This is a genomic window from Gluconobacter sp. GP1, assembly GCF_032913585.1.
GTDB classification, from domain to species: Bacteria; Pseudomonadota; Alphaproteobacteria; order Acetobacterales; family Acetobacteraceae; genus Gluconobacter; species Gluconobacter cerinus.
The window spans coordinates 540158-565220 of record NZ_JASGXC010000001.1; the positions used below are offsets into that span (position 1 = coordinate 540158).

Genomic DNA, 25063 nt, shown 5'->3' on the forward strand with positions numbered 1-25063 from the left:
CTACAGTTACGCGATGTAGTGGGGCAACTTGAACACCCGTGTATCTTATAAGAGGCACTTTCCGTCGGCTTAAAAATGCTGATCTAGCCTGATTGGGTGTGCCGGTTCCGCGGCTATTGTCAGCTACATGGATAACAGTGTGCTCTCGTTTTTCTGACATTATGCTCGCGGCTCTTGCTCCAGAACCATTGATATGCGCCGTTTGGGCAGCTCTAAAAAATCTCAACCCTAATGATGTTAATCACATCTCCTTGACGCTGATTTAACATAGTGCCGGATAATCCGAGTAAGTCATTAAAATATATCATTTTATTTATGCGGATGTAATTTTGCATATCGAAAATATATGGATAGCGCGTTTTTATGCGAATGGATGTTAAGAGTATTTTCTTCCAGACAATGCGTTAGGCAGTCCGTAAAAAAACCGGACTTATGGAATTTTGGAAGAAGCGGCTGCGGAATGGAAAAAGCCGCAACAGGAGAGTTGCAATGATTATTTCAGCAGCGACAGATTATCGAAAAGCCGCCGCTAGGAAACTTCCACCTTTCCTGTTCCATTACATTGATGGCGGATCATATGCCGAGCATACACTCAGACGAAATACTACCGACCTCGCAGATCTTGCTTTAAGGCAGCGTATTTTACGCAATGTCTCCGATCTGGATACGTCTATCGAATTGTTTGGACGTAAGCTGGCTTTTCCAGCTGCTCTCGCCCCGGTGGGCTTGACTGGCATGTATACTCGCCGAGGCGAAGTTCAGGCAGCGCGGGCAGCAAGTCGCAAGGGTATTCCGTTTACGCTGTCCACCGTATCCGTGTGTCCGATTGCGGAAGTACAGGCAGCAGTTCGAGAGCCCATCTGGTTTCAGCTTTACGTTCTCAAGGATCGCGGCTTCATGCGTGACGCTCTGGAACGTGCGAAGGCAGCAGGGGTGACCACTCTTGTCTTCACTGTGGACATGCCTACCCCAGGAGCACGTTACCGCGACGCTCATTCGGGTATGTCCGGGCCGTTCGCCAAGTGGCGTCGCTATGCTCAAGCCGTGACGCATCCACAATGGGCGTGGGATGTCGGTTTGCGCGGACGTCCGCATGATCTGGGCAATATTTCGACCTATCGTGGCACGCCAACGGCCCTCGAAGATTATATCGGATGGCTCGCTGGTAACTTCGATGCTTCGATAAGTTGGAAAGACTTGCAATGGATCCGCGATTTCTGGGACGGCCCGATGATTATCAAAGGGATTCTAGACCCCGAGGATGCAAAGGACGCAGTAAAATTCGGCGCAGATGGGATTGTGGTATCCAACCATGGTGGCCGCCAACTTGACGGTGTTCTTTCGACAATTCGCGCCCTCCCCCCGATCGCAGATGCCGTCAAAGGCGATCTGAAGATCCTTGCTGATTCAGGAATTCGTAGCGGTCTGGACATCGCACGTATGATTGCATGCGGCGCTGATTCAGTTCTTCTGGGTCGAGCGTTCGTTTACGCACTTGCCGCCGCGGGAGAGCGAGGTGTCGCAAATGTCCTGGATATCATCGAAAAAGAGCTGCGCGTCGCGATGATCCTGACCGGAGCGCGCTCAATTTCGGAGATTACATCGGACATTGTAGAGAAGCTCGCGCGAGAACGCTGACTTTATAATTACTCGGTAATACTGTCTTCAGGTATGTCGCGTGGCATATTGACTGCGCGCTTATCTGTTCATTGCGGCTTCAAGAAACACTACAAGTTTCGTTTACGGAACGTAATAGCGATGTTGCATGTTTTTTCCGAATGCTGGAGGCAGTCATTATGCGACGCTGGAAGCAGAAAATGTTTCCGAACCATCTGGTATTCAGCGGTAATGCTGTTGACCGTCTTGATTACATCCAATTCTGCGAGAAGTGCTCCTGATGGATCAGACGCTGTCAAACAGCCGCGTGCAGGAAAGAGCAGTCAGGCTGACAAGAGCGCGTCTTCCCAATCTAATGCGAGCAGAGCTGAAAGCATACACGGGGATCTTAAGCACAGTGAGCACCTTGCAGACCCTAACCAACTTGAAAGTCTTTTCAATACTGAGAGTTTGTCTGCGCTCCTCAATCATAGAGATGACGCTTTAAGGGAACGTGATCTTTCGGCGGGCTATTTCGTGCCGGCTCAGGCTTTCGGTAATCTGGTCACGCAGTTGTCCCCTGCACGGGCATGGCTCGCCAAGCGCGGTTACACGTTCCAGTTTGCCTACAAGGGAGAAGCTTTGGCTAATGTGAGCGGCGGCCTGAGCAGAGGCATGTCTTACGCTCATGAACTGACTTGGGTGAACAACTTCGATCTGGGCAAGTTGCTTGGTCTGGACGGTTGGATCTTGCATGGCGTTTTGATGGAACGCGCCGGCCGTCAGATCAGCTTTGATCACGTCGGAGAACGACGCATTCTGCTTTCGGAAGTGTACAGCCTTTCCGGCCATATGGCAGCGCATCTGGCTGATTTTTATGTGGAAAAAGCGTTTCGTCGCAACAGCATCAACATCAATCTCGGCCGCATTACGCTTACACACACCTACGGCACGTCGCTGTTGTTGTGCACCTTCATGATTCAGTGCTCGGCTCCAGTGGGCATCAAAGGGGTTCAAGGATGGAGCGTCTATCCGAAAGCAACGTGGGGCGGCACGATCCGCCTGCGCCCGACACGTGATCTGACGTTGAGAACAGGTGTCTATGCTTCTTCTGTCCTGACATCCAATCCATCAGGCTGGGCCTGGGGTAGCGAAAAACAGACGGGTGTGATGTTGCCGATCGAATTGACATGGGAACCGTTCATCGGCCCCCGAAAGCTACCCGGCCATTACAAGCTTGGCTTCGGCCACGATACCAGCGGCTTTGCAGACATGATTGGCTCCGTCGCCTCTTCCATGGCCTTGCGATACGCGGTGCAGAGACCTCAGCCACGCGACACATTTTACATTGAGGCTGACCAGATGATTTACCGCAGCCATGGTTTGCATCAGATGGCAGGAGGCTACCTGATGGCAGGCTATATTCACAATACCCCGCAAGTCTCGGTCTTTTCTGATCAATTTTATATTGGAACGTCGCTTCTCGGCATCATTCCGTTCCGTCCTCTCGATCGCTTTGGCGTGATGTACTCCTATTATCAGATCAGTAAGCGACTAACGCTTGGACAGCATCTCCTGCAGGATGCAGGTCTGCCGTTCCCAGCGGGAGTAAACAATCCCCAGACGCATACGGCGACGCTGGAAGCCTATTACGGCATCCCGGTTGTGCCCGGGGTGCTCCTTCAGCCGTCTTTTGAATATCAGATGCGACCCGGAGAGACGTCGGTCATTCCGAACGCAACAGTCATCGGCCTCAAAGTTATCGGAAATCTGTAGATCCCCGCATCCAGGGCCGGAAACCGGCATGGATAAGCATTAACGACACGACGTCAGGAGAATTGATCCATGTCCCCTTGGAAGCAGATATACGATCCCGCCGGAAACATTCTTGTTTCAAGTCTGGTCGCCCTCATCCCGATTGCATTTTTCTTCGTTGCGCTGCTGGTGCTTCGCATGAAGGGACATGTCGCCTGTACCATCACAGTCATTCTTACCGGCATCATCGCTGTGGCTTTCTATGGGATGCCGATACCGTACCTGATTGCGACGGGATTATATGGTTTTCTCTACGGTTTGTGGCCTATTGCATGGATCATCTTGGCTGCGGTCTTTCTCTATAAACTGTCAGTCAAAACCGGATACTTCGACATCATTCGCTATTCGATTGTCACAGTTTCGGACGATCAGCGTATCCAGATCCTGCTTGTTTCGTACGGCTTCGGTGCTTTCCTCGAAGGGGCTGCTGGTTTCGGTGCTCCGGTCGCGATTACCACAGCGCTCCTCGTCGGCCTCGGTGTGCCTCCACTGTATGCGGGCGGACTTTGTCTCCTTGCCAATGCTGCGCCTGGTGCTTTCGGGGCGATGGGCATTCCGGTCATTGTCGGCGGTCAGGTGATTGGAGCGGACCCGTTTTTGATCTCTCGGCTTGCGATGCCCATGCTTGCTGTTCTGGCGTTTGTCATTCCGTTCCTTCTGGTGATGATCGTGGACGGCCTGCGTGGCCTACGAGAGGTCTGGCCGATTACCCTTGTTGCGGCACTGACCTTCACTGTCACGCAGACTTTGGTGGCTGTTTTCGTGGGGCCGGAACTTCCGGATATTGCGGCGGCTCTGGCAACGCTGCTGGCTATTCCGCTTTTTTTGAAGTTTTGGAGGCCAGCAGTCAGTTTCCGGTTTTCTCAGGGAAACAAAGAGGCGTCCATCACCGGGGCAGAGAAGCATTACACCCGAAGTGACATTATCCGGGCATGGATGCCATTCGTCATTCTAACTGTGCTTGTTGCACTTTGGAGCAGCGCGCCATTCAAAAACCTCTTTAAGTCTAGCGGCCCGCTCTCTTCCACGGTCATCACCTTCCCCTTCCCATATCTTAATGATCTGATCGTTAAGATGCCGCCAGTCTCGCTAGAGCCGGCGCCTTATCACTCGGTATTCAAGCTTGATCTTCTCTCGTCAGTTGGCACGAGTATCATGCTGACTGCCATTCTCTCGACATTTGTGTTGCGCGCGCGTCCCCGTGATGCGGCACTGATCTTTCTGCAGACACTGAATGAACTGAAGATTCCGATCTATTCCATCGGCATGGTTCTCGCTTTTGCTTATTTGGCCAACTATTCCGGCTTGTCTGCGACGCTGGCTCTCCTGTTCGCAGCGACAGGTTCTGCATTTACGTTTCTGTCTCCAGTCCTCGGTTGGCTCGGTGTTTTCCTGACAGGATCGGACACGTCCTCAAACGCGCTGTTCGGGGGATTGCAGGCCGCGACTGGCCAGCAGATTCACGTCAGCGGGCCACTTCTCGTTGCCGCGAATGCCGTTGGAGGTTCAGTTGGGAAGATGATTTCCCCTCAGTCAATCGCTGTTGCCTGCGCAGCAGTTGGCCTGGTTGGCAAAGAAGGGGAAATGCTAAAATTCACGCTAAAATGGAGTGTTCTTCTTGTTCTTATGGTGAGTTGTCTTCTTACGGTGTGAGTGTATTTTTTTTGAAAAAATCTGGAGATTATTTGGTAGGATGGAATTTTTGTTTTCAGATGTTGAAATGCTAAATTGCGATTTTCGGAAGGAAGGTTATTTAATTTTTGTTAAAATAATAGTATTATCCTTCTAAATCTAGAGTTTTGGTAAGAGATTTTTTAAAGTGAATATTCATAAATTTAATCGTTCAAATTTTTCTGGTTTTTCTAATAATAAATCATATCATCGTATTTTTATTTTTTTATTCGGTGTAAGTATCACAACTGTCATTTACCTTTTAGGATACCTCCATTATCCCGCTCGCCCGACGCCTGCAGCACGTTTTCCAGAGGGATGGTGGGGGTGGTTCGATCAATCGAAATACTTGCAATCAGCGCAGGCGATCTCCCATTGGGATTTGTCTCCTGCTCAACATTGGTATCCGTTTGGATATGCATTGCTTGGGGCGCCTTTTGTCTGGATGGGGAATAACTGCTACCTGCTGCCTGATCTTCTGTGCCTTCTCGCGACGGTGGGGGCAATAATTTTTCTTGCAGAAGGTTTAGGGTTGTCTGTGTTTGCAGGCATGTTGATTGCCATCGGCACGACCGTGTTTCCCGCGCCAATTTTGAGTGTTTGGGTCGTACCCTGGAACACAACGCTCTCTGTTCCCCTGATCTGGTGGGCATTGGCACTCGCGACGCGTTTAGTGCTGTTGAAGGATGCCGGCAGGCTTTCGATTTCTCGTCTACCGTTATTTGTCCTGCTGGGGGCCTTACTGGCGTTCATCCCCGTTACCCGTCCGACTGATCTTCTCATTTCAGGAGGTGTAGCCGCGACCTGCTTTCTGACAGCATTGTGGGAACGTGAGATACGTTGGAAGGAGCTTCTGGCCGCTGTTGCTGGTGCTACGGTCGTGTTGGGCATCGCTGGTGCTCTTTACGTCCAGATTTATGGATTCCATGCATCGGAATACATGGTTCATTCAAAAGAGCTAGGCTTCCGTACCGATCTTTTGTGGTGGAAAACCTATCTGCTTCTTTTAACCCCGCGCCCCTGGTTTCCTGATGGCGAAGGCTTGATGGAGCAAATCAATTGGCTGTTTTTCGGTATCGCGGGCATCGCAATGTTACCGTGGACTGCTCGCAGCCGAAAAGATATTCCCTATATTCTGCTGGCATGCCTCTGCATCGGATACAGTCTTCTGTTCTTTTCCTACATTGATCTGATCCCAAGTGGTCTATGGCGTTACAACAATGTCCACTATTTCAAGTGGGTTCTGCCTGCGATGGGTCTGCTGGCATGGCGTTGTTTGACGGCTTTGTTTTCTCCAGGGTGGAGGGTGGCTCTTGGCACAATAGCTGCGGTGTTCGTGCTGTCATGCATCAGATTGTTGCCCGTACAGGTGCCAAATAGCAGTTCCGGCGTCTGGATGCTTACACTCCACGAGGCGCCTCCCTCATGGCCAGACAGCTACTTTCGAGATATGACTGTCGCCGATCAGGATGGGAAACTTGCAAATATTACAGGCTTTAGATCTTTGCCGGACACGCAGGGAGAACGATGGATCGCCCTCGCCCGTCCGTTTGATGGTGTGGTGCGCAATCTCACCATGCAGGATCAGAACTCCTTACCCGTGACATCCTGGGGCATGAAGCTTACATTGAGGCCCAATCCATGTTGGCTCCCCCCATATGCTTGCCACTATAAAGCGCCGGCGCCTTAAGATTGGTGGTCTAGGATCAGACTGCGGTAGAAAACAGGTTTATCGTCGCGGTCTGTCCACGCCTATGTGCCGTCAACCATGATAACTCTTGGCGGCATCGCACGTTTTGGGAAATAGAGAGCTTCAAAGCCTCCGAATGTCGCAGTCAATGGACATCACGTGATTTGATCGCGATGGGCTCAGAGAGTGCCTCGCGCGAATGTTTGCCAGAGTCCTGCAAAGATCAGTTTGGAGCGCCAGCCAGCATTTTCGACAAGTCGTAGATTTTCCTGTCTACTAGATGGACGACCTCCCCTTCTTTCTGAAGAATACCTTTCGCATTGAGCATGTTCTTGCCCAAAACTATCCGCTGATAGACCTCGAAAATATTCGGCCGCATGATGATGTTTATATTCGCGCTTTTGTCCTTTCACATCACAGACTGCCCCAGCCGACCCAGTTTCTGGCGCACCAGAAGCAATCCTGCGACCGCTAGGCTTGTCGCCTTTTGAAGACAAAGCCCTCCGACAAGTTGCGATGCTCTGCGTGTTCAGCACTGCTGGTGGCAAGGCCGGTGTATGATTGCGCAGGGTTACAATCCCCTACAACTCGGGCTCCCTACAGCACCATAGTAACCAAAATCACCGAGCCACTAAGATTGTAGGAAGCAAGAGCTGGTATCTCAGCATTAGAGCTTTCTGGTGCTGAGCCATCTGACTTTCTCCGGATCGCGGTGATCGAAGAAACTGCTGGCTTTCTGATCAAGCGTGGTAATCGCCTCCACATCAGCATCCTCCAACGTAAAGTCGAAAATAGCGAAGTTTTCGGCCATACGCTCTTTACGAACTGACTTGGGGATCGTGACAATCCCACGCTGGTTCAACCAACGCAGCACAACCTGAGCGATGGTCTTGCCATGCTTCTGCGCAATTGACTGAAGCAGATCATTCGAGAACAGCCCGTTTCGTCCTTCTGCAAACGGTCCCCAGGCTTCCGCCTGAACATCGTATTGCTTCAGGATTTTCAGCGCATCGTTCTGCTGGTGAAAAGGATGGAGCTCAATCTGATTGATCGCTGGTGTGATTTGGTTGTGCAGGACAAAATCCACCATTCGGTCAGGATAGAAGTTGCTGACGCCGATCGCCCGGATACGGCCCGCACGATACAGTTCTTCCATTGCGCGCCATGCTCCATAGACGTCACCGTAAGGCTGGTGGATCAACCAGAGATCGAGATAGTCCGTCTGGAGTTTGTTCAACGAGCGCTCAAAAGCAGCCTTGGCTCCCTCATAGCTCGCATCTTCAATCCAGAGTTTGGTAGTGACGAATAAATCCCTGCGGTCGATCCCGTGGTTGCGGATCGCATGTCCAACTGCTTCCTCGTTGCCGTAGGACGTTGCTGTGTCCAGAAGCCGGTAGCCGACATCAATAGCGTCCCGAACACTTCGTTCACACTCGACAGGATCAGGGACCTGGAACACACCAAAGCCAAGAGACGGCATCTGAACGCCATTGTTCAGCATGACTGCAGCCGGGGTGAGTGTCATGATTATTCTCTCCGAGACTGTGGCTTAGCGATTGATCAGGTTCTGATATGAGGCAGGATAACGGTCCCCTTGCAGGGTGATCCCGTTGAGCGCCTGTTCAATGCGGGTCAGATCATCAACCGTCAGACTGACATCAGCCCCTCCCAGATTTTCTTTGAGACGATCAAGTTTCGTCGTACCGGGAATGGGAACAATCCACGGCTTCTGGGCCAGAAGCCACGCCAATGCGATCTGTGCAGGCGTGCAGGATTTTTCAGATGCAATGGCTTTGACAAGATCAACAAGGGCCTGGTTCGCGGCCAGTGCATCAGCCTGGAAACGGGGAACAGAGCTTCGGAAATCATCTTTGGCGAACACGACCTTTGGGTCGAGTTTTCCAGTCAGAAACCCTTTGCCAAGAGGCGCAAATGGCACGAAGCCGATACCTAGTTCTTCAAGGAGCGGCAGGATTTCCAATTCAGGCTCGCGCCAGAACATCGAATATTCACTCTGGAGAGCTGCAACCGGCTGTACGGCATGTGCACGACGGATCGAATCCGTCCCCGCTTCAGACATGCCAAAATGCTTGACCTTGCCCGCTGCGATAAGGTCTTTCACCGTTCCGGCAACATCTTCGACCGGCACGTTCGGGTCGACGCGATGCTGGTAAAAGAGATCAATCCTGTCAGTCCGCAGGCGCTTCAGGGCTTCATCCGCAACCTGTCGAATACGCTCCGGCCGACTATCCAATCCCTGTGCTGGCACGCCGTTTACGAAACCAAACTTGGTGGCAATCACCACCTGATTGCGAACCGGCTCTAGTGCCTCCCCAACGACTTCTTCATTAATGCCTGGCCCATAAGCTTCGGCAGTATCGAAGAAAGTGACCCCACGCTCATATGCTGCGCGGATCAGGGCAATAGCATCCTTGCGATCGGTGGCAGGGCCATAGCCATAGCTCAGGCCCATGCAGCCGAACCCAAGCGCTGATACTTCCAGACCACTCTGGCCTAACAGACGTTTCTGCATGTTTCTTGATCCCGCGTGTTTATCCTTGGGCGTCTGCCAAGGCTCTGAACACGCAAATCATAAGCCCGGACTCATCAATCGATTAGACAAGGTAAATTTCTTGGGTCTATGACTTCTAGTCATGAAACCTGTGAGAAGGCTTGAGCATAATGCGGCGTGAAGAGCTTGGAAGTCTGGCTATGTTCATGGCAGTTGCTGATGAAGGCAGTTTTACCAAGGCTGCAGGCAAGCTTGGGATTTCACAATCTGCGCTCAGCCATTCTCTTCGGCGGCTTGAAGCCAGACTGGGCCTACGGCTCCTTACACGTACAACCAGGAGTGTCGCACCTACACTGGCTGGTGAACGCCTTATAGAAACACTCCGTCCTGCCTTGGAGGATATTGATCAGAAGCTTGCCGCACTGACCGAGTTGCGTGACCGCCCTGCTGGCACTGTTCGGATCACGACAAGTTCTCACGCGGCGTACACGGTGCTGTGGCCAGCTATTGATCGTCTCACAGCCGAAAATCCTGACATCAACGTGGAAATCAATATTGAGGGAGGCCTCGTCGATATCGTGGCTGAGCGATATGACGCTGGAATAAGGCTTGGAGAAAGACTGGAGCAGGACATGATTGCGGTGCCAATCAGCCCACGCCTTCGGATGGCTGCTGTGGCTTCGCCATCGTACCTGAGCGGAAAGACTATCCCGGAAACGCCTTACGATCTTACGCAACATAACTGCATCAATCTGCGCTTGCCGACTTCCGGTGGATTATATGCTTGGGAGTTTGAGCGCGATGGCAAAGAGATCCGGGTTAAAACGCAAGGACAGCTTGTGTTCAACGATATCAATCTGATTGTGGAAGCCGCCCTCACCGGGCACGGCATTGCTTTCATGCTTGAAGATCACGTCAAAGATCACCTTTCTTCCGGAACTTTGGTGCGAATGCTGGAAGAATGGTGCGAGCCATTCAATGGCTATTATCTGTACTATCCAAGCAGGCGGCAGCCCTCTCCGGTGTTCACCCTTGTTCTGGACGCTTTGCGTTACCGAGGCGGATAAATTTTAGGGCTGGATGAATGTTCGAAAACTAGATTGACGCTTGAATGGATTGCTCTGCTTCTCGGCGATACCTTCTGGGAGTGACCCCTTTTTCTTCCAAAAATGCTCGGTTGAAATTGGATAGATTACTGAAGCCAGATTCTGCGCTTATGACGGAAATGGGGTCTTTCGTTGTCATTAGAAGGTTGCATGCACGACTGATCCGCAATCGGCGCACAAAACTGGTGAAAGTGCCCCCTGTTGCTTGCTGGAACAGACGCGAGAAAGCAGAAGGACTCATTTTAACGCGATGGGCGATCTCTGCCTGTTTGATCATCTTTAAATCTGAAGACAACAAGCACCGCATGACCTGATCGATCACCCTGGACTCTTCTGCTTTCGAAGAGCGGGGGTTCCAAGACTGGCATAGAACGTGTCGAGGCACTTGAGCCAAATTTACAAGAAGCGCAATCAGTTTCGAGACCCGCTCTGCTGGGTTAGAGAGCTCTAGGTCTTCCATTTGGTGGCAGAGCATTTCCAGCGATGGCCCATGAAATTCCACCCCGTTGGCCGCGTCCTCAATTAGGTGCAGGATTTCCCCAAATTCCGGGCATAGTTGAATCAATCCCTGAAGCCATGCTGGCTGGATCTGTACAATCAGATCGCGCCCATGACAGACCTGTTCTTGCCCCAGATTGCTTAACCAGTTGTGAGGTAAGTTGGGCCCTATCAGAAACATGCTTCTGGCGTAGAAGGTACCGACATGGTCACCCACGACATACCGCCCACTCCCCGCTGTAATCAGGTGCAGTTCATACTCGGGATGGTAATTCCACTTAGCGCAGTCAGCGGGGTAGTCATGCCTGGACAGAGTAAAACTGTGCGCTGGCTTGGCCGTAATGAGCTCGTAAACGGGTTGAAGGGGCTGCGTGGCAAAGGGTTTTCGGCGATGGGGCATGCAATGCCTAATATAACGCTGCCCTAGGGCAAGGTTCTAAAAACTACGGATGATATGAGGATCTGCATTCGGGATCATGGCTTCCAGTAAGGTCTGATTCGTCGCAGTATCATCAGGAATTTTCCTGTTAGCATCTAGCGTTTGATTTTTATTTTTTCGATACTTTTTTGCAGTTTCGTTCAGCGATAAGAGCGGCTCGTCCTGCAGTCTTTTTGCGGGCCTGAAGCAGAAATTTTCCCATAACCGTTACGTTATAATAACATTATAACTACTATTAGTTTTGAATTACTGCGTCCCAGCATTGCTCTCACGGTTTTTTGTGGTCTATCGCGCCTCGCTCACTTTCTTGAAATTCTTCCTCAAAGAGACCGCATGACCATCGCAGTGCCGCCCGAGAACTCGTCTTTGACGAACGTTCCTTCCCCCCGCACATCTCTCATTTTCTTTGTGCTCGCTCTGGGCGCTTTTGCTATAGGAACTGCTGAATTTACAGCCATGAGTCTGGTGCCTCTAATCGCACGGGAACTTCAGGTTACGGTTCCTCAGGCCGGGCACGCGATTGTTGCTTACGCGATGGGTGTTGGCATTGGCGCACCGCTCATTGCTGTTCTCAGCGCACGTTTGAGCCATAAAAAAACACTCATTGGGCTCACTGCCCTCTATATGGTTGGAAATGGGCTCACAGCCTTTGTCCCATCTTATGGCTACCTTTTGATATGCCGATTTGTAAGCGGCCTTCCCCATGGCGCCTATTTTGGAATAGCTGGCATCATCGCTTCGTCACTCGTTCCTCCAAGTCGCAGGACACAAGCAGTTTCGCGTGTCGTGCTTGGTCTTACTGTTGCAACAGTTGCAGGCGTGCCTCTCGCCAGTATCATCGGAAGTGCCCTGGGATGGCGCTGGTCCTTCGGTTTGATCGCGGCTCTGGCACTCATCACAACTGTCCTTGTCAGTGTGGTTGTTCCCACAGACCCTTCACGTCCTCATGCAAATGCAATGGCGCAGCTCAGAGGCCTTAAAAACCGACAGGTGTGGCTCACCCTTGGAATTAGTGCCGTAGGGTTTGGTGGAATTTTTTGTGTTTATACTTACCTGACGGCCATTATGCAGGAAGTTCTACATGCATCGTCCACGATGATTGCTATTATGCTGGCTGTCTTCGGAGCGGGAATGACCACAGGAACGGTTGTTTGCGCCTGGGCTGCTGACCGGAAGATGATGTTGACCATGGGCGGTATCTTGCTCGTCAATGCATCAGCCCTCGCCGGTTTCGCAGGATCTGCGCATAACGTCTGGGAGCTGATGCCTGTTGTGTTTATGATCGGGTGTGGCGGAGGGCTGGGAACGGTGATTCAGTCGCGCCTCCTTGAAGTCGCGGTAGGTGCAGAAGCTATGGCTGCGGCCTTGAATCAGAGCGCTTTTAATCTGTCTAATGCCGTTGGTCCCGCACTAGGAGGGCTTGCCATTGCAGCCGGTTTTGGATGGACGTCCGTAGGCTGGGTTGGAAGCAGCTTGGCTTTTGGTGGTTTCATGATCTGGCTGCTGACTTTGGGTGATATCAAGGCAAAACAACAGCGACCGATCTAAACGGATCTCCTAATCCTTTGTTATGATCACCGGAGCCTGACGCACACTCCTATGAACGAGGAACAGATGCTTTGTCAGGTTCAGGATTTCAAATAAGCGGGCTAGAACGCTTGGGCGAAAGACCGGCTTCTATTCCGGCGTCTTGCTCGGAGAGGTTACTTGGAGAAGCGCCAGGGCATAATTTCTCACATCCGTGGGCCACGCCTCCATGCGGTGAGCGAAGGTATCCGTATCGCCCGCAAACAGGGCTCTGGTTACCTCTTCAAAGTCGGGTAAATCGCCTGCCAGCGCCGACAGGAAGCGGTAAGTGCGCTCGCGTGCGACTTTGATCTGCGTTTGGCCGCCATCTGAGCGACGCGCATCGTCAATAAGGCGTCTTAAGGCTTGAGATGCTCCGCCTGTTTGTGATGCCAGCCATTCCCAATGCCGCGGAAGAAGTGTCACTTCGCGAGCCACCACTCCCAGTTTGGGGCGTCCACGAGGCTTAGGGGCCTCTCCCTCCATACGCGGGCGGGGGTTACGGGCGGCCAAAGCCTCTTTTTCTCCCCGTTGTGTCAACCGTGTGACGATTTCAGCCGTGGTTCCGCGAAGATCGAGGTCGATCACCGCACCCGTTGCATCATCGAATGTGAGAATGGGCGCATGCGTCTTTGTGTGTTTGATGGCGAGAGCAACGTCTATCAGCGCTGCGCTGGCGATTTGTTGAGTGCCGGCAAAGGCGGTGCAAGGCCTGGAAAGATAATTTGTCATATTTATTTTATCCGGAATAAAAAAATAAATGTCAATTTACCCGGGTGATATTGAAAAGCTTTTTCTGCTCGTCTACTCAAATCGTACCAACTGAGGATATGACGCATGCAACGTGAGACAAGAAAAGCTGTTACCGCAGCCTATAAAGAGCGGACGGTAACAAGCGGAATTTACGTGGTTCGGTGCGTAACCTCTGACCAGATATGGGTGGGTAGCACCCCTGATCTTTCTAAAATTCAGAACCACCTATGGTTCACGCTTCGACTGGGCAGTCATCCGCATCGCTCACTACAGGACGCGTGGACAGCCCATGAGGGTGATACATTCTCATTCGAGGTTATCGAGGAACTGAAGGGTGAAGATAACGCTTATGTCCGAAGTGCTACGCTGAAGGAACTTCTCGCTAAATGGACTGCAGAACTCAAAGCAGTACGCCTCTAATATTTGATAAGGTGTCATTCACGAGACGCGAAAATCGGAATCTTACGTCAGATCACCAGACATTTATTATGCTGCCACCTCGAAGGGGGCTTCTCCACAGGCGTTGGCTTCATCAATCGTGAGTAGAAGCCTTATGCGCTCCTTGACAGGGCGATGAGAGAGTGGCGGCGAGCGATGGAGGACCTTCTCCGCATGGTCCCACTGCGGAAAGTGTTTCCCTTTCAGAAGAACAATTGCCCCAGTAGAGGCTTCCTGAATGGTTGACCCGTTGTCGGTTGTCCATTGAACTCCCGGCCCGACATAAGAGCGAAGCAAACGGAGATCGACGCAATCGACATGAAATTTCCTGCAACTATCCGTCGTTATTTTTTCCAAACGAACGCGGAGTGCCTGATGCCGGGACATATCGCCGTAAAGAGTAGCGATCTCCAGGATGTCTTTCTGTAGAGGCAATGTACCTTCCGGAAATGAGGCTTGTAGCTGGGAAGCAATGTCCCCCAGTTGCCCCCGCGCTATCCATGATCGAGGCGCGGATTTCAGATAGTCTTTCGCCACCTGTGTCAGTGTTTCCGACAAGCCGGCCTGATGAAGACTGATGCTACAGTGAGGCAACAGAATGTCTTTGAGCAACGACTGACGAGCCAGACGGGTACGGGTGGAACACTGCGGCATGGAAAACGCTTCCTTGCTATTGATATGTTATAACATAACTATTATTGACGCCTGTATCAATCCCCTCTTCTCTTCAGGTGCTTGCCTCATGTCGGACAATCGATTGCCTGTGACCGTTCTTTCCGGTTTTTTGGGAGCTGGAAAAACTACCCTTCTCAATCATGTTCTGAATAATCGCGACGGTTTGAAAGTTGCGATCATTGTCAATGATATGAGTGACGTGAACATTGATGCCGAGCTGATCCGCAATGGCGGCAGTAATTTGTCCCGGACAAATGAAAAGCTCGTGGAAATGACGAATGGCTGCATCTGTTGTACGTTGCGGGATGACCTTCTGACTGAGGTGACACGGCTGGCAGAAGAAAAAAGATTCGATTACCTCCTGATTGAATCAACCGGGATTGCAGAGCCCCTGCCCGTCGCAGCTACTTTCGAGTTTCGAGACGAAGAAGGTCGCAGTTTGAGTGACGTCGCTCGGCTCGATACGATGGTAACTGTTGTGGATGCCGTGAACCTGCTCAAAGACTACGGATCAACCGATTTCCTTCGGGATCGAGGTGAGGTTGCGGGAGAAGAGGACGAACGCGCGCTGGTAGACCTCTTCGTTGATCAGATCGAATTTGCGGACGTCATCGTTCTGAACAAAATCGATACGGCCACTCCCGAGCAGGCAGAGGCAGCAAGATTGATTATTCGTTCTCTCAATGCTGACGCAACTGTGGTTGAAACAAGCCAAAGTCAGGTTCCCATAAACCAGCTTTTGAACACTGGCCGATTTGATTTTGAGCGTGCACACCAGAATCCCTTGTGGTTCAAGGAGTTGTACGGGCATTCTGAACATCGGCCGGAAACAGAAGAATACGGAATTTCCAGCTTTGTCTACCGTGCCCATCGGCCTTTCAGACCGGAAGCTTTTGCAGACTTCATCGCGCAGTCATGGCACGGCGTGGTACGAGTAAAAGGCTATTTCTGGCTTGCAACCCGCCCGGATTGGGTTGGAGATCTGAGTATTGCGGGGGCTTTAGCGCGTCATCAGGCGGCTGGGCGGTGGTGGGCAAGTGTCCCGCATGACAATTGGCCTGATGACGAAGGTTGGCGAGCGACATTGGCCAAATACTGGGACGATGTTTACGGAGACCGACGCCAAGAACTGGTCTTTATTGGAACCGGAATGGACGAGGCTGCAATTCGTACCGCGCTTGACAATTGCCTTGTTCCACCATCACAGGACGAAATTTTCATGCCCTGGCACTACGACAATCTTCCTGATCCATTTCCTCAGTGGTCGTAAATATTTGAGTTATTTTGACTTGCGCGCCCATATTTTATGCCATCTGGCCCTGGCGAATAGGATAGCAATTGGAGGGGCTTTCTTCTCAGCCCCTCCCGAACACTCACGGGCCCGTAAAATAACCATTCGCTCTGATGCATATCTCAGCAACTATTCTCTCGAAAGATGCAGTGAAACTCAGAAGTCCGATGAGACCGTTCCCGTCATTGAAAATCTTGGAAGCACATAGAAGGAAGCCCCGCTGCTGCCTGCTAGGGTACTGCCATCGAGCAGTGTCACATTGTGGTAGTTGTTGGTAATGCCCGTTGTTCCGACACGAATAATAGATCCCGTCAGATTGGAGAAATTCAAACGGAACGTAGGGGTTTTCAGGAAATAGAGCGGTTTGAAATGATACCCAAGGGCAAGGGTATTGGTAACAAACCCTGGCATTCTCTGATCGCCCACAAGCGTTACTGACTGAGGGCCGGTATAGTGAAGGCTGAAGTTTCCAAAGAACCCTGCATTGCTGTAGGTCAGTCCAAAATTTGCAAGCACTCGTGGCGTGAGAATGGATTGTTTTCCTTTGGTGGGAAGGTACGTGTCACCATAAGGAATATTTGAGTCAAAAGTGCCATGTAGGTACTCTACTGACGCGTACGGGCTGAAATGGTGGAAATCCCTTCCCGCAATCATGGCATCAAATCCGCGGATCGTCTGGTTTCCAGCATTGGAAACTGCGTAAGCGGTATTGGGCAGATAGGTGGTGAGAAGACGGTTGGTGATATTGGAATTGAATGCCGAAATATCGAACGTCAGGTACCGGTTGTTATAGCGATATCCAATCTGTTCCGTGATGGAATACTGGTTTTTTGGAAGTGACGTCGAACCCGACAGCTGTGACGGAGACGGCTGGCGGAAATCACCTTCGGCATTCATGTAAACCTGACTGTGAGAGTCGATTTTATACGAGACAGAAAGATGCGGAAGCGGCGCGGTTGAATTCGCTCCGATCGTAAACTGGCTGAGCCCGGAAGCTCGATCCCAATAGTTGGACATGATATATTTGAAGCCACCGTTTATGGTCAGGCGATCATTAAAATATTTGGCGGTATCTTCGATAAAGAAAGAATTCAGCTCGTAGCCCGCATTGTACCTGTAAATCGCTTCCTGACCATCTGCTGTATAGAGCTTATAGGCATTGTCATTTGTTTTGGCATTTCGTCCGCCGGGTTGTGTTGCCATGGTGGGAAAGAAATAGTCGACGGCGTTGTTCTCATACCAGTATCCGAAAGACAGATGGTTATGACGATCAATGTCGTAACCCAGTTTGGCGACAAGCCCGACTTGCGGGGACCAGTGCTGCGCCCAGTATGTGCTCAACGGTGTAGAAGGATCTGCTTTTTGCCCGTTCCCATAGAAATATGTGGCCCCCGTCGAGGCTGGCGTGCCAGCGGTTGAGCCGTCCCATCCGAAGCCTGTCGCAAAATAGGGAGATAGGTCGAAGGTCAGGCGTTTGTTGATAATGATATGCGCTTGTGTTGTGACGAAAAACTGGTTCCAGGAATCAATATTGCCTTGCCAGTAATTTCCGGCGGACGTGGAATTCCTGTCCCAGACATTTGTACGGTTATATCCCTGTCCCGTATGCTTATAATTATAAAATGTTTGAGCATCTGGATATGCATCAATTGTGAACATGGAATTGTTCCATGAACCAAAGAATTTTACAGTTGAGCCGTTGGTAAATTCTTTAAAAAGTCCAACGTCTACATGTGTCCGGCGGTTTGTACCTGCGCCCATCCATTGTCTCGAATGGGTATTTGAGACTGAGATGTAAGACCGAATACCGGAATTTCCGATTTCTCCGGATTCCAGCCGGACGAATTCCCGGGACATGTTGTTGGTGCCGTAAGAAAAATCCATGCTGCCCCCAGCTTTCTTCCCGGGGGTTAGTGTGCGCTCATCAAGCGTACCTGCCGTAGCATTGGATGCAGGCGCATCGATGGGAGAGCTCCCAGGCGTCATGGTGACGCTTTCGATGTTCTCTGCGTCAACGTTTTGCTGAAGATACGCTGCAAGAGATGCAGGAGCCCCATCCAAAAGCAAAGCCGTATCGGCATCAGTAAAACCGCGCATATACAGGGCACCACCTTTGATGCCAGACGTATCTGGCATGGCAATGCTGACGCTCGGAAGATTTTGGACAACATCAAGGCCGGTTGATGTCGGGCTTCTCATCTCAATATATTGGCGCCCCACAGACTGCACGGCATAAGGTGCAGTTTCGACGCGCATCATGCCTCCCCCAGAGTTGCGCGCGCTTCTCGACCCACGAACACCAACGTTCTCTTCGCTGGCTGCCATCATGGACGTTCTACGGGAACGCGGCTTTGCAGGTGTGCCAGATGTCGCATGATGAGAGCTTGTCACATGACGAGGATGGTGGGTCGGAGCAGCACTGGAGCGTCCAGTCTCTGCGGAGAGGAGTACGGAACTCAGAATAGTACCGAGGAACAGACGAGAAGCCAGTGTCTTCACTTTTTTTCTCCGAAAGCTCAGTTGGTGTAACTGAATAATATGCACTCAAACATATTTCGTTTTAATAATGAAATACTAAATAATCTTTGGAGAAAATAAATATACGAATTTAGTATTTTGGATTAATTCCAGCGCATTTAGCCGAATGATGCTTCCATCATTCGGCTTTCTGAATCTTATTTCTGAATTCGGAAACTAAAATGAATATTTAGAAGTCTTTTTCGCAGCTTATAATCACCTTTCTAACTTGAGCTATCATTTCTCTGATTTGGTGTGGAGTCGAAATAAATGGAGGGCCAAAAGAAATCGTGTCTCCTGTGACGCGAAGTAGAACGCCCTCTTCAAGCCCTCGCTCAAAAAGCTGAACGCTTCGAAGGGCAGATTTGTCAGAGAGAGGATTGAGTTCGATCGCGGCGGTAAGGCCGATGTTCCGTAAATCTTTTACGGACTTCAGGTCCTGCAGTGCATGGACCTCTTCTTCTAGGATGGGTTCCAGTGCCCTGACGGCCGCATTGGTCCCTTCTTCTTCCATAATGTCGAGCACCGTATGGGCCACGGCCGCCGCCATCGGATGCCCTGAGTAGGTGTAGCCGTGAGCGAACTCTATGGCTGCGTCCGGGCCGTTCATGAAAGTTTTGTAGATTTCTGAAGTGACGATAACGCCGCCCATGGGAATGATCCCATTCGTGACCGCCTTGGCGAAGGTAATCATATCCGGTGTGACGCCAAATCTTTGGGAGGCAAAGTTTTCTCCCATACGACCAAAGCCCGTGATGACTTCGTCGAAAATGAGGAGAATACCGTGTTTCGTACAGATCTCCCTCAGCTTCTGAAGATATCCGACGGGAGGGACAAGAACGCCGGTCGATCCCTGCACTGGCTCGACTATGACAGCCGCGATTGTGGAGGCATCATGGAGTGCCACCAGTCTCTCGAGATCGTCCGCCAGATGGGCACCCCACTCAGGCTGCCCTTTTGAAAAGGCGACATGGGCGTGATCGTAAGGGTGTCGGATGTGGTCCACGCCAGGGACCATCACCGTGGCGAACATCTTGCGGTTCGGAACAATGCCGCCGACGGACATGCCCCCAAACCCTACACCGTGATAACCTCGTTCGCGTCCAATGAGACGAAAACGGCCGCCCTCACCTTTAAGCTTGTGAAAGCCGATCGCAATTTTTAGTGCAGTATCAACAGCTTCTGAGCCTGAATTCGCAAAGAAAACATGCTCCAAGCCTTCGGGGGCCATTTTTGCGATGCGTGCTGCCAGCGTTACAGCCGGTGCATGCGTCATCTGGAATCCGGGTGCAAAGTCCAGCGTTTCTGCCTGCTGACGAAGCGCGTCCGCAATGCGTGGATTTCCATGGCCTAAAGGCGTACACCACAGCCCAGACAGAGTATCGAACACCGTTTTGCCATCGGCCATCGTATAGTAAGGCCCTTTGGCAGAGGCCACAACGCGATGATCGCCCCGACCGTTAACCAACCTGTTGGCTGTAAAGGGCATCCAGTTGCGTCCCTCACTCATGGCAAGGGCGCACAGGCTTTCGTTCGTCAATGTAGTCACGATACTGCCTCCGTTAGGCTGTCAGATGTTTTTTTCTTAAAAGGTGCTCTCTCGACATACCGGCCCTGCCCGCGCTCGGCACGCAGTGTACCGTCATCCCAAAGGATACGGCTCTGGCTGATTGTCTTTTTTGCCGCGCCTGTAACGGTCATACCTTCATAAATATTGTAATCGACATTCTGATGATGTGTGGCGGCAGAAATGGTTCGTGAGGTCGATGGATCCCAAAGCACAATATCCGCGTCTGCACCCTCAACAATCATACCTTTCCGGCTATGGATATTGAAGATACGGGCCGTATTGGTGGACGTGAGGGCAACAAACTGCTCCGGAGTTATCTTGCCCCCGACAACGCCGTGATGCCACAGAATGCTCATGCGATCCTCAATGCCGGGAACACCGTTGGGGATGCGCGTAAAATTGGTGAGGCCCATTTCTTTCTGGGAGCGGCAGAAGCAGCAGTGATCCGTTGCGGTGGTGTGGAGCTGGCCGGAAGAAAGGCCGCCCCAGAGCGCTTGCTGATGCGATTTTTCGCGGAAAGGTGGGCTCATGACATAGCGCGATGCCTTCAGCCAGTCTGAAGACTGGTAAACGCTTTCATCGAAAACCAGATGCTGTGGAAGAACTTCGCCATAAACCTGTAGTCCGCGAAGGCGGGCAGTTGCGATGGCTTCGGTCGCCTCGCGTGTCGACACATGCACGATATAAAGCGGGGTATTGCTGACGGCCGCCAGCGTAATGGCGCGCTGGGTAGCCTCACCTTCCACGCTGGATGGACGGGAGAGCGGATGCGCCGCAGGGCCTGTGTTTCCTGCTTTCAGGAGAGTCTCCTGAAGGAACGAGACGGCATCTCCATTTTCGGCATGTACGGTGCATAAAGCGCCCAACTCTCCCGCTCGACGCATGGAGTTGAGGAATGTCTCATCATCCACCATCAGGGCGTTCTTGTAGGCCATGAAGTGTTTGAAGGAATTAACGCCGCAGTCCCGTACCAGTGTTTCCATATCCTGGTGAACCTGGTCGTCCCAGTGCGTCACTGCGACATGGAAACCATAGTCAGCAGACGCTTTTTCGGCTTTGCTCCGCCATGTCTTCCACGCGTCATGTAACGACTGCCCGTGTTCGGGAATGACGAAATCAATAATGCTCGTTGTGCCTCCGGCGAGCCCGGCGGCTGTGCCTGTATAGAAATCGTCACTGGCCGTCGTGCCCATAAAGGGCATTTCCATATGCGTGTGGGGATCTATCCCCCCTGGCATGACAAGCAGCCCATCTGCATCAACGATGGTACAGCCGGTCGGTGCTTCCATATCCGCCTGAACAGCCGCGATTTTCCCGTCATCGTCACATAGGACGTCCGCTCTGAAACGCCGCTCAGACGTAACAACTGTTCCACCCTTGATCAGGAGCATGACATCCCTTCCCTTCAGGAAAAGTGGTTGGCATTATGTCGTTGTCTTACCGAAACTGTATGGTTAATCTGACCAGCCGGTCAACATAACGATTGCGCTTCCGGAATTTTTTCGAGAACGAGGATCACCAGAATGACACAGTCACCGGACGCGTACGCTACAGGGCGCCTGACCAATGCGGATCTTGCGCCTGTTCAGGACCGGAGCTGGGCATGGAAGGACTTTCTCTTCCTCTGGATGTCTGATGTCCACAGTGTCGCCGGGTACATGACGGTTGGTACGCTGTTCATGATGGGATTGCCGGTCAGCAGTGTGCTCATCGGACTGCTTGTTGCAATCGTCGCCGTGCAGCTTCTCTGCAATCTGATCGCGGTTCCGAGCCTGAAGTCCGGCGCCCCTTTTCCGGTCATTATCCGAAGTGTCTTTGGCGTGTACGGCGCGGTCGTCCCGGCACTTGTTCGTGGGATCATTGCCGTCGGCTGGTATGGAATCCAGACATGGCTGGCATCCAATGCCGTGGTTCTGTTTGTTCTTCGAATGATGCCGTCGCTGGCAGACTATAGCGATGTTCATCACCATGGACTGATGGGGCTGTCGCTTCTCGGCTGGTTGGCCTTTCTGCTCATCTGGGCTTTACAGTTGGCGGTATTCTGGCGCGGAATGGAGTCCATCCGGCATTTCATAGACTGGGCCGGGCCGGCCATTTACGTCATGATGGTCCTGCTTGACGGCGTGCTTCTGTGGAAGACGCATGGAAAGATCAGCTTTTCCGTCCTTCCCCAGTCTGCTCTTTCTATCGGGCAGCATCTGACCGGCGTGCTGAATGTGATCTCTCTGACGATCGCATTCTTTTCTCCGATTATCCTGAATTTTGGCGATTTTGCCCGCTACGGCATTAGCCTGAGTGCGGTACGACGCGGTAATTTCTGGGGCCTACCAATCAATTTCATGGCGTTCTGCGCGCTTGCACTTACAACAGTAACCCTCACCCAGCCTGTTCTGGGACAGATCCTCGTTGATCCGGTGGACACTGTGACGCGTCTGGATAGTCAGACGATCATGATTGTGGGAATTTTAACTTTCGTTCTCGCGACCATTGGGATCAACATTTCCGCCAATTTTGTCTCAGCGGCGTTTGATTTTTCTAATATAGCCCCGGCATCCATTTCATGGCGTGGCGGTGGTGTCATTGCGGCGATTGGTGCCATTGCTCTCACGCCCTGGAACCTCTATGCCCGTCCGGATCTGATCCACCTGACACTCGACATACTGGGTCTGTTCATCGCTCCTGTGACAGGAATTCTTCTGGCGGATTACTATTTTGTTCAGCGGGAAACTCTGGACGTGCCCGCGCTGTACAGTACAGACCCATCGGCAACTTACTGGTACCGAAGTGGCGTAAACCATACTGCAATCTGGGCCTTGGGTCTGGCTGTGCTGGTGGGGCTCGCAAACGTCTTCCTGCCAGCATTAGCCGTATTCCAGAATTTCGCGTGGTTTACAGGCTTCTTTTCAGGGTTTTGTTTTCATTTGCTTCTGACGCGCCTGAGACGACCGGTTGGGAGAACAGCGGACGGACAAGCGTCATGAGAGTGGTGACGGCAGTTTCATAATCCCCGTCAGTAAGAGGTGTACGGTCCAGAATAGCCTCATACTGGACCTGCATATCCGCATATGCCTGCGTGCCCGACCATAAGAGAAACAACAAATGCGTCGGGTCGATAGCCGCCATGATGCCTTTTGCCTGCCATTCCAGGAAGATTGCGACATGTCGGGCCACATGGGCTCGCAGTTCTCCCCGCAGGAAGTCCTGAACCATGTGGCCGCCTGAGAGCACTTCCTGTGCGAAGAGGCGCGATCCTTCCGGGCGCGCGCGGGAGAATGCAATCTTGGCTTCTATGTATCCCCTGAGCCCGTCCAGCGGGTCCTTGTCAGAAGAAAGCCAGTGATCGGCATCTGTCAGCCATACATCCAGCAGGCGTGACAGTGTGGCGTTGTACAGGTCTTCCTTAGAGCCAAAATAGTAGAGAATATTGCCCTTGGGGATGTCGCAGACCTTGGCAATATCTTCAAGGCGCGTTCCCTTAAGGCCGCGGGTGCCAAAGGTCCATTCCGCAGCATTCAGGATTTGCGGAACGGTGGCGCGCCGTGGCGCACCGGCACGAGTTCTTTTTCTGGGGCTGGGAGCCGCCTCCAGACTGTCTTGTGGCATTGTCTTTCTCCCAGCCTGCTTTGCGGGAGGCGATTTTTGACAGCAGACAGGCTGGACGACAAGCCCCTGATTGGCAGAACCTTAGAGCGTGCTGTCTGCCCGCAAAACAGCACCAAGCAGAACATTGGCTCCGGCTTCGGCCTCGCTTTCCGTAATGCTTTCTTCCTCGTTATGGCTCAGGCCATCTCTGCAGGGCACAAAAATCATGGCCGTTGGTGCAACGCGTGCAAGATACGCAGCATCATGCCCCGGGCCTGAGACAATCGAAAGGGGATCGTAGCCCATCTGGCGCGCAGAATCCGCGACCATCTCTACGCACCGCGTATCAAAATGAACTGCGGGAGCATCCCAGATGGAGACGATCTCCAGCGTCACGCCGCCAGCTTCAGCAATGCTGTGGAAGCGATCCATGAACTCCCGCTCCATGGTCGCGACGACGGTATCATCCGGGTGACGGATATCCACCGTGAAGAATGTCTCGCCAGGTACGACATTATTGCTGTTCGGGCGATTTTCAATCAGACCCACTGTACCCACGGCCCCCGGAGCATGGCCCAGTGCTATCTCTGAAAGAGCAACAACCATTCGGGACGTTGCCAGCAGGGCATCGTGACGCATCGGCATGGGGGTGGAGCCAGCATGGGCGTCCTTGCCCTTTACGGTCACATCGTACCACCGCATTCCCTGAACGCCAGAAACTGCCCCGATAACGTGGTCTTTGACTTCAAGAATGGGGCCCTGCTCGATATGAAGCTCGAAATAGGCCGCGACGGGATGATCGCCACAGATCTCTTCACCGCGGTACCCTATAGAAACAAGTTCATCCCCAAAGCGTGCCCCCGCACGATCTCGCTTGTCCAGAACCTCCTGTTCCGTAAAAATGCCTGCGAAAACGCCTGAGCACATCATCGGAGGCGTAAAACGAGACCCTTCCTCGTTTGTCCAGTTAATTAGTTCGATGGGGTGGCGCGTTGTATGCCCGGCTTCATGAAGCGCCCGTAGAACTGCCAGGCCGCCTAGAACCCCCAGAATACCATCAAATTTCCCGCCGGTTGGCTGGGTATCCAGATGGCTGCCCATCGTGATGGGAGGCAGGCTGTTATCAAGTCCCGGGCGGCGGGCAAACATGTTGCCCATCGTATCGACCGTGATGGTGCAGCCTAGGCTTTCACAGGTCGAGGCGAACCACTCGCGAACCTGTTTATCTTCTGGGGTCAGTGTTAACCGACGGATACCGCCTTTTGGTGTTCCACCAAACCGGGCTGTATCCATCAGATCAGCCCAGAGAGCGTTCCCATCAATCCGCATATTGCTATGAAACAT

At 52.1% G+C, this 25063-nt stretch carries 19 protein-coding genes; 9 read left to right on the plus strand and 10 right to left on the minus strand.

What is annotated here, in order from left to right:
* The first annotated feature begins 489 nt into the window (after positions 1-489).
* The 4 genes from lldD (at position 490) to R5H23_RS02605 (ending at position 6772) form a co-directional block, all read left to right on the plus strand.
* Positions 490-1638 carry an FMN-dependent L-lactate dehydrogenase LldD gene (gene lldD / locus R5H23_RS02590; protein ID WP_317214228.1) on the plus strand — a complete coding sequence of 383 codons (1149 nt, stop codon included), beginning with the start codon at positions 490-492 and terminating at the stop codon, positions 1636-1638.
* Between the two features lie 120 nt (positions 1639-1758).
* Complete coding sequence (locus R5H23_RS02595; protein WP_408874321.1) at positions 1759-3372, plus strand: carbohydrate porin; 1614 nt, start codon at positions 1759-1761, stop codon at positions 3370-3372.
* A 69-nt stretch (positions 3373-3441) separates the two neighbouring features.
* On the plus strand, positions 3442-5064 hold the full coding sequence (locus R5H23_RS02600; RefSeq protein WP_317214229.1) for a lactate permease LctP family transporter: 1623 nt from the start codon (positions 3442-3444) through the stop codon (positions 5062-5064).
* Positions 5065-5230: 166 nt separating this feature from the next.
* Positions 5231-6772, plus strand: a complete 1542-nt coding sequence (locus R5H23_RS02605) for a hypothetical protein (RefSeq protein ID WP_317214230.1) — start codon at positions 5231-5233, stop codon at positions 6770-6772.
* 667 nt (positions 6773-7439) lie between these two features.
* On the opposite strand, the gene R5H23_RS02610 is transcribed toward R5H23_RS02605, so the two are convergent.
* Positions 7440-8297: an aldo/keto reductase gene (locus tag R5H23_RS02610; RefSeq protein ID WP_317214232.1), complete on the minus strand. Its 858-nt coding sequence runs from the start codon at positions 8295-8297 to the stop codon at positions 7440-7442.
* Positions 8298-8321: 24 nt separating this feature from the next.
* A complete protein-coding gene (locus R5H23_RS02615) occupies positions 8322-9305 on the minus strand; it encodes an aldo/keto reductase (protein WP_317214233.1) in 984 nt (327 codons plus the stop codon).
* Between the two features lie 149 nt (positions 9306-9454).
* Here R5H23_RS02615 and R5H23_RS02620 point away from each other — a divergent pair, with 149 nt between their 5' ends.
* Positions 9455-10351: a LysR family transcriptional regulator gene (locus R5H23_RS02620; RefSeq protein WP_317214234.1), complete on the plus strand. Its 897-nt coding sequence runs from the start codon at positions 9455-9457 to the stop codon at positions 10349-10351.
* Between the two features lie 28 nt (positions 10352-10379).
* Here the strand turns inward: R5H23_RS02620 and R5H23_RS02625 are convergent, their stop codons facing one another.
* On the minus strand, positions 10380-11288 hold the full coding sequence (locus R5H23_RS02625; RefSeq protein WP_408874322.1) for an AraC family transcriptional regulator: 909 nt from the start codon (positions 11286-11288) through the stop codon (positions 10380-10382).
* Positions 11289-11660: 372 nt separating this feature from the next.
* On the opposite strand from R5H23_RS02625, the gene R5H23_RS02630 reads away from it, so the two are divergent.
* A complete protein-coding gene (locus R5H23_RS02630) occupies positions 11661-12875 on the plus strand; it encodes an MFS transporter (RefSeq protein WP_317214236.1) in 1215 nt (404 codons plus the stop codon).
* Between the two features lie 129 nt (positions 12876-13004).
* On the opposite strand, the gene R5H23_RS02635 is transcribed toward R5H23_RS02630, so the two are convergent.
* Entirely contained in the window at positions 13005-13625 is a 621-nt protein-coding gene (locus R5H23_RS02635; RefSeq protein WP_317214237.1) for a DUF2239 family protein, read from the minus strand.
* Positions 13626-13730: 105 nt separating this feature from the next.
* Here R5H23_RS02635 and R5H23_RS02640 point away from each other — a divergent pair, with 105 nt between their 5' ends.
* Complete coding sequence (locus tag R5H23_RS02640) at positions 13731-14066, plus strand: GIY-YIG nuclease family protein (protein WP_317214238.1); 336 nt, start codon at positions 13731-13733, stop codon at positions 14064-14066.
* A gap of 66 nt (positions 14067-14132) precedes the next feature.
* Here the strand turns inward: R5H23_RS02640 and R5H23_RS02645 are convergent, their stop codons facing one another.
* Positions 14133-14738: a DUF1826 domain-containing protein gene (locus R5H23_RS02645; protein WP_317214239.1), complete on the minus strand. Its 606-nt coding sequence runs from the start codon at positions 14736-14738 to the stop codon at positions 14133-14135.
* 88 nt (positions 14739-14826) lie between these two features.
* Between R5H23_RS02645 and zigA the strand changes: the two genes are divergently transcribed.
* Complete coding sequence (zigA, locus tag R5H23_RS02650) at positions 14827-16029, plus strand: zinc metallochaperone GTPase ZigA (protein ID WP_317214240.1); 1203 nt, start codon at positions 14827-14829, stop codon at positions 16027-16029.
* A gap of 177 nt (positions 16030-16206) precedes the next feature.
* Here zigA and R5H23_RS02655 read toward each other — a convergent pair whose 3' ends face one another.
* The 3 genes from R5H23_RS02655 to hydA all read right to left on the minus strand — a co-directional run bounded on the left by R5H23_RS02655 (position 16207) and on the right by hydA (position 21528).
* On the minus strand, positions 16207-18549 hold the full coding sequence (locus R5H23_RS02655; protein ID WP_317214241.1) for a TonB-dependent receptor domain-containing protein: 2343 nt from the start codon (positions 18547-18549) through the stop codon (positions 16207-16209).
* A 208-nt stretch (positions 18550-18757) separates the two neighbouring features.
* A complete protein-coding gene (locus tag R5H23_RS02660) occupies positions 18758-20077 on the minus strand; it encodes an aspartate aminotransferase family protein (protein WP_211512404.1) in 1320 nt (439 codons plus the stop codon).
* Positions 20078-20112: 35 nt separating this feature from the next.
* Entirely contained in the window at positions 20113-21528 is a 1416-nt protein-coding gene (gene hydA, locus R5H23_RS02665; protein ID WP_317214242.1) for a dihydropyrimidinase, read from the minus strand.
* Positions 21529-21660: 132 nt separating this feature from the next.
* On the opposite strand from hydA, the gene R5H23_RS02670 reads away from it, so the two are divergent.
* The gene (locus R5H23_RS02670; RefSeq protein WP_317214243.1) at positions 21661-23118 is read left to right on the plus strand and encodes an NCS1 family nucleobase:cation symporter-1; all 1458 of its coding nucleotides are present in this window, start codon (positions 21661-21663) and stop codon (positions 23116-23118) included.
* On the opposite strand, the gene R5H23_RS02675 is transcribed toward R5H23_RS02670, so the two are convergent.
* Positions 23027-23740: a TetR family transcriptional regulator C-terminal domain-containing protein gene (locus tag R5H23_RS02675; RefSeq protein WP_317214244.1), complete on the minus strand. Its 714-nt coding sequence runs from the start codon at positions 23738-23740 to the stop codon at positions 23027-23029. The genes R5H23_RS02670 and R5H23_RS02675 overlap by 92 nt on opposite strands.
* An 81-nt stretch (positions 23741-23821) precedes the next feature.
* Entirely contained in the window at positions 23822-25063 is a 1242-nt protein-coding gene (locus tag R5H23_RS02680; RefSeq protein ID WP_317214245.1) for a Zn-dependent hydrolase, read from the minus strand.

Excerpts from the sequence above, each read along its gene's own strand:
- lldD (WP_317214228.1), top strand. The coding sequence starts at position 490 with ATGATTATTTCAGCAGCGACAGATTATCGAAAAGCCGCCGCTAGGAAA.
- R5H23_RS02595 (WP_408874321.1), top strand. The coding sequence starts at position 1,759 with ATGTTGCATGTTTTTTCCGAATGCTGGAGGCAGTCATTATGCGACGCT.
- R5H23_RS02600 (WP_317214229.1), top strand. The coding sequence starts at position 3,442 with ATGTCCCCTTGGAAGCAGATATACGATCCCGCCGGAAACATTCTTGTT.
- R5H23_RS02610 (WP_317214232.1), bottom strand. The coding sequence starts at position 8,297 with ATGACACTCACCCCGGCTGCAGTCATGCTGAACAATGGCGTTCAGATG.
- R5H23_RS02615 (WP_317214233.1), bottom strand. The coding sequence starts at position 9,305 with ATGCAGAAACGTCTGTTAGGCCAGAGTGGTCTGGAAGTATCAGCGCTT.
- R5H23_RS02620 (WP_317214234.1), top strand. The coding sequence starts at position 9,455 with ATGCGGCGTGAAGAGCTTGGAAGTCTGGCTATGTTCATGGCAGTTGCT.
- R5H23_RS02625 (WP_408874322.1), bottom strand. The coding sequence starts at position 11,288 with ATGCCCCATCGCCGAAAACCCTTTGCCACGCAGCCCCTTCAACCCGTT.
- R5H23_RS02630 (WP_317214236.1), top strand. The coding sequence starts at position 11,661 with ATGACCATCGCAGTGCCGCCCGAGAACTCGTCTTTGACGAACGTTCCT.
- R5H23_RS02635 (WP_317214237.1), bottom strand. The coding sequence starts at position 13,625 with ATGACAAATTATCTTTCCAGGCCTTGCACCGCCTTTGCCGGCACTCAA.
- R5H23_RS02640 (WP_317214238.1), top strand. The coding sequence starts at position 13,731 with ATGCAACGTGAGACAAGAAAAGCTGTTACCGCAGCCTATAAAGAGCGG.
- R5H23_RS02645 (WP_317214239.1), bottom strand. The coding sequence starts at position 14,738 with ATGCCGCAGTGTTCCACCCGTACCCGTCTGGCTCGTCAGTCGTTGCTC.
- zigA (WP_317214240.1), top strand. The coding sequence starts at position 14,827 with ATGTCGGACAATCGATTGCCTGTGACCGTTCTTTCCGGTTTTTTGGGA.
- R5H23_RS02660 (WP_211512404.1), bottom strand. The coding sequence starts at position 20,077 with ATGAGTGAGGGACGCAACTGGATGCCCTTTACAGCCAACAGGTTGGTT.
- hydA (WP_317214242.1), bottom strand. The coding sequence starts at position 21,528 with ATGCTCCTGATCAAGGGTGGAACAGTTGTTACGTCTGAGCGGCGTTTC.
- R5H23_RS02670 (WP_317214243.1), top strand. The coding sequence starts at position 21,661 with ATGACACAGTCACCGGACGCGTACGCTACAGGGCGCCTGACCAATGCG.
- R5H23_RS02675 (WP_317214244.1), bottom strand. The coding sequence starts at position 23,740 with ATGCCACAAGACAGTCTGGAGGCGGCTCCCAGCCCCAGAAAAAGAACT.
- R5H23_RS02680 (WP_317214245.1), bottom strand. The coding sequence starts at position 25,063 with ATGTTTCATAGCAATATGCGGATTGATGGGAACGCTCTCTGGGCTGAT.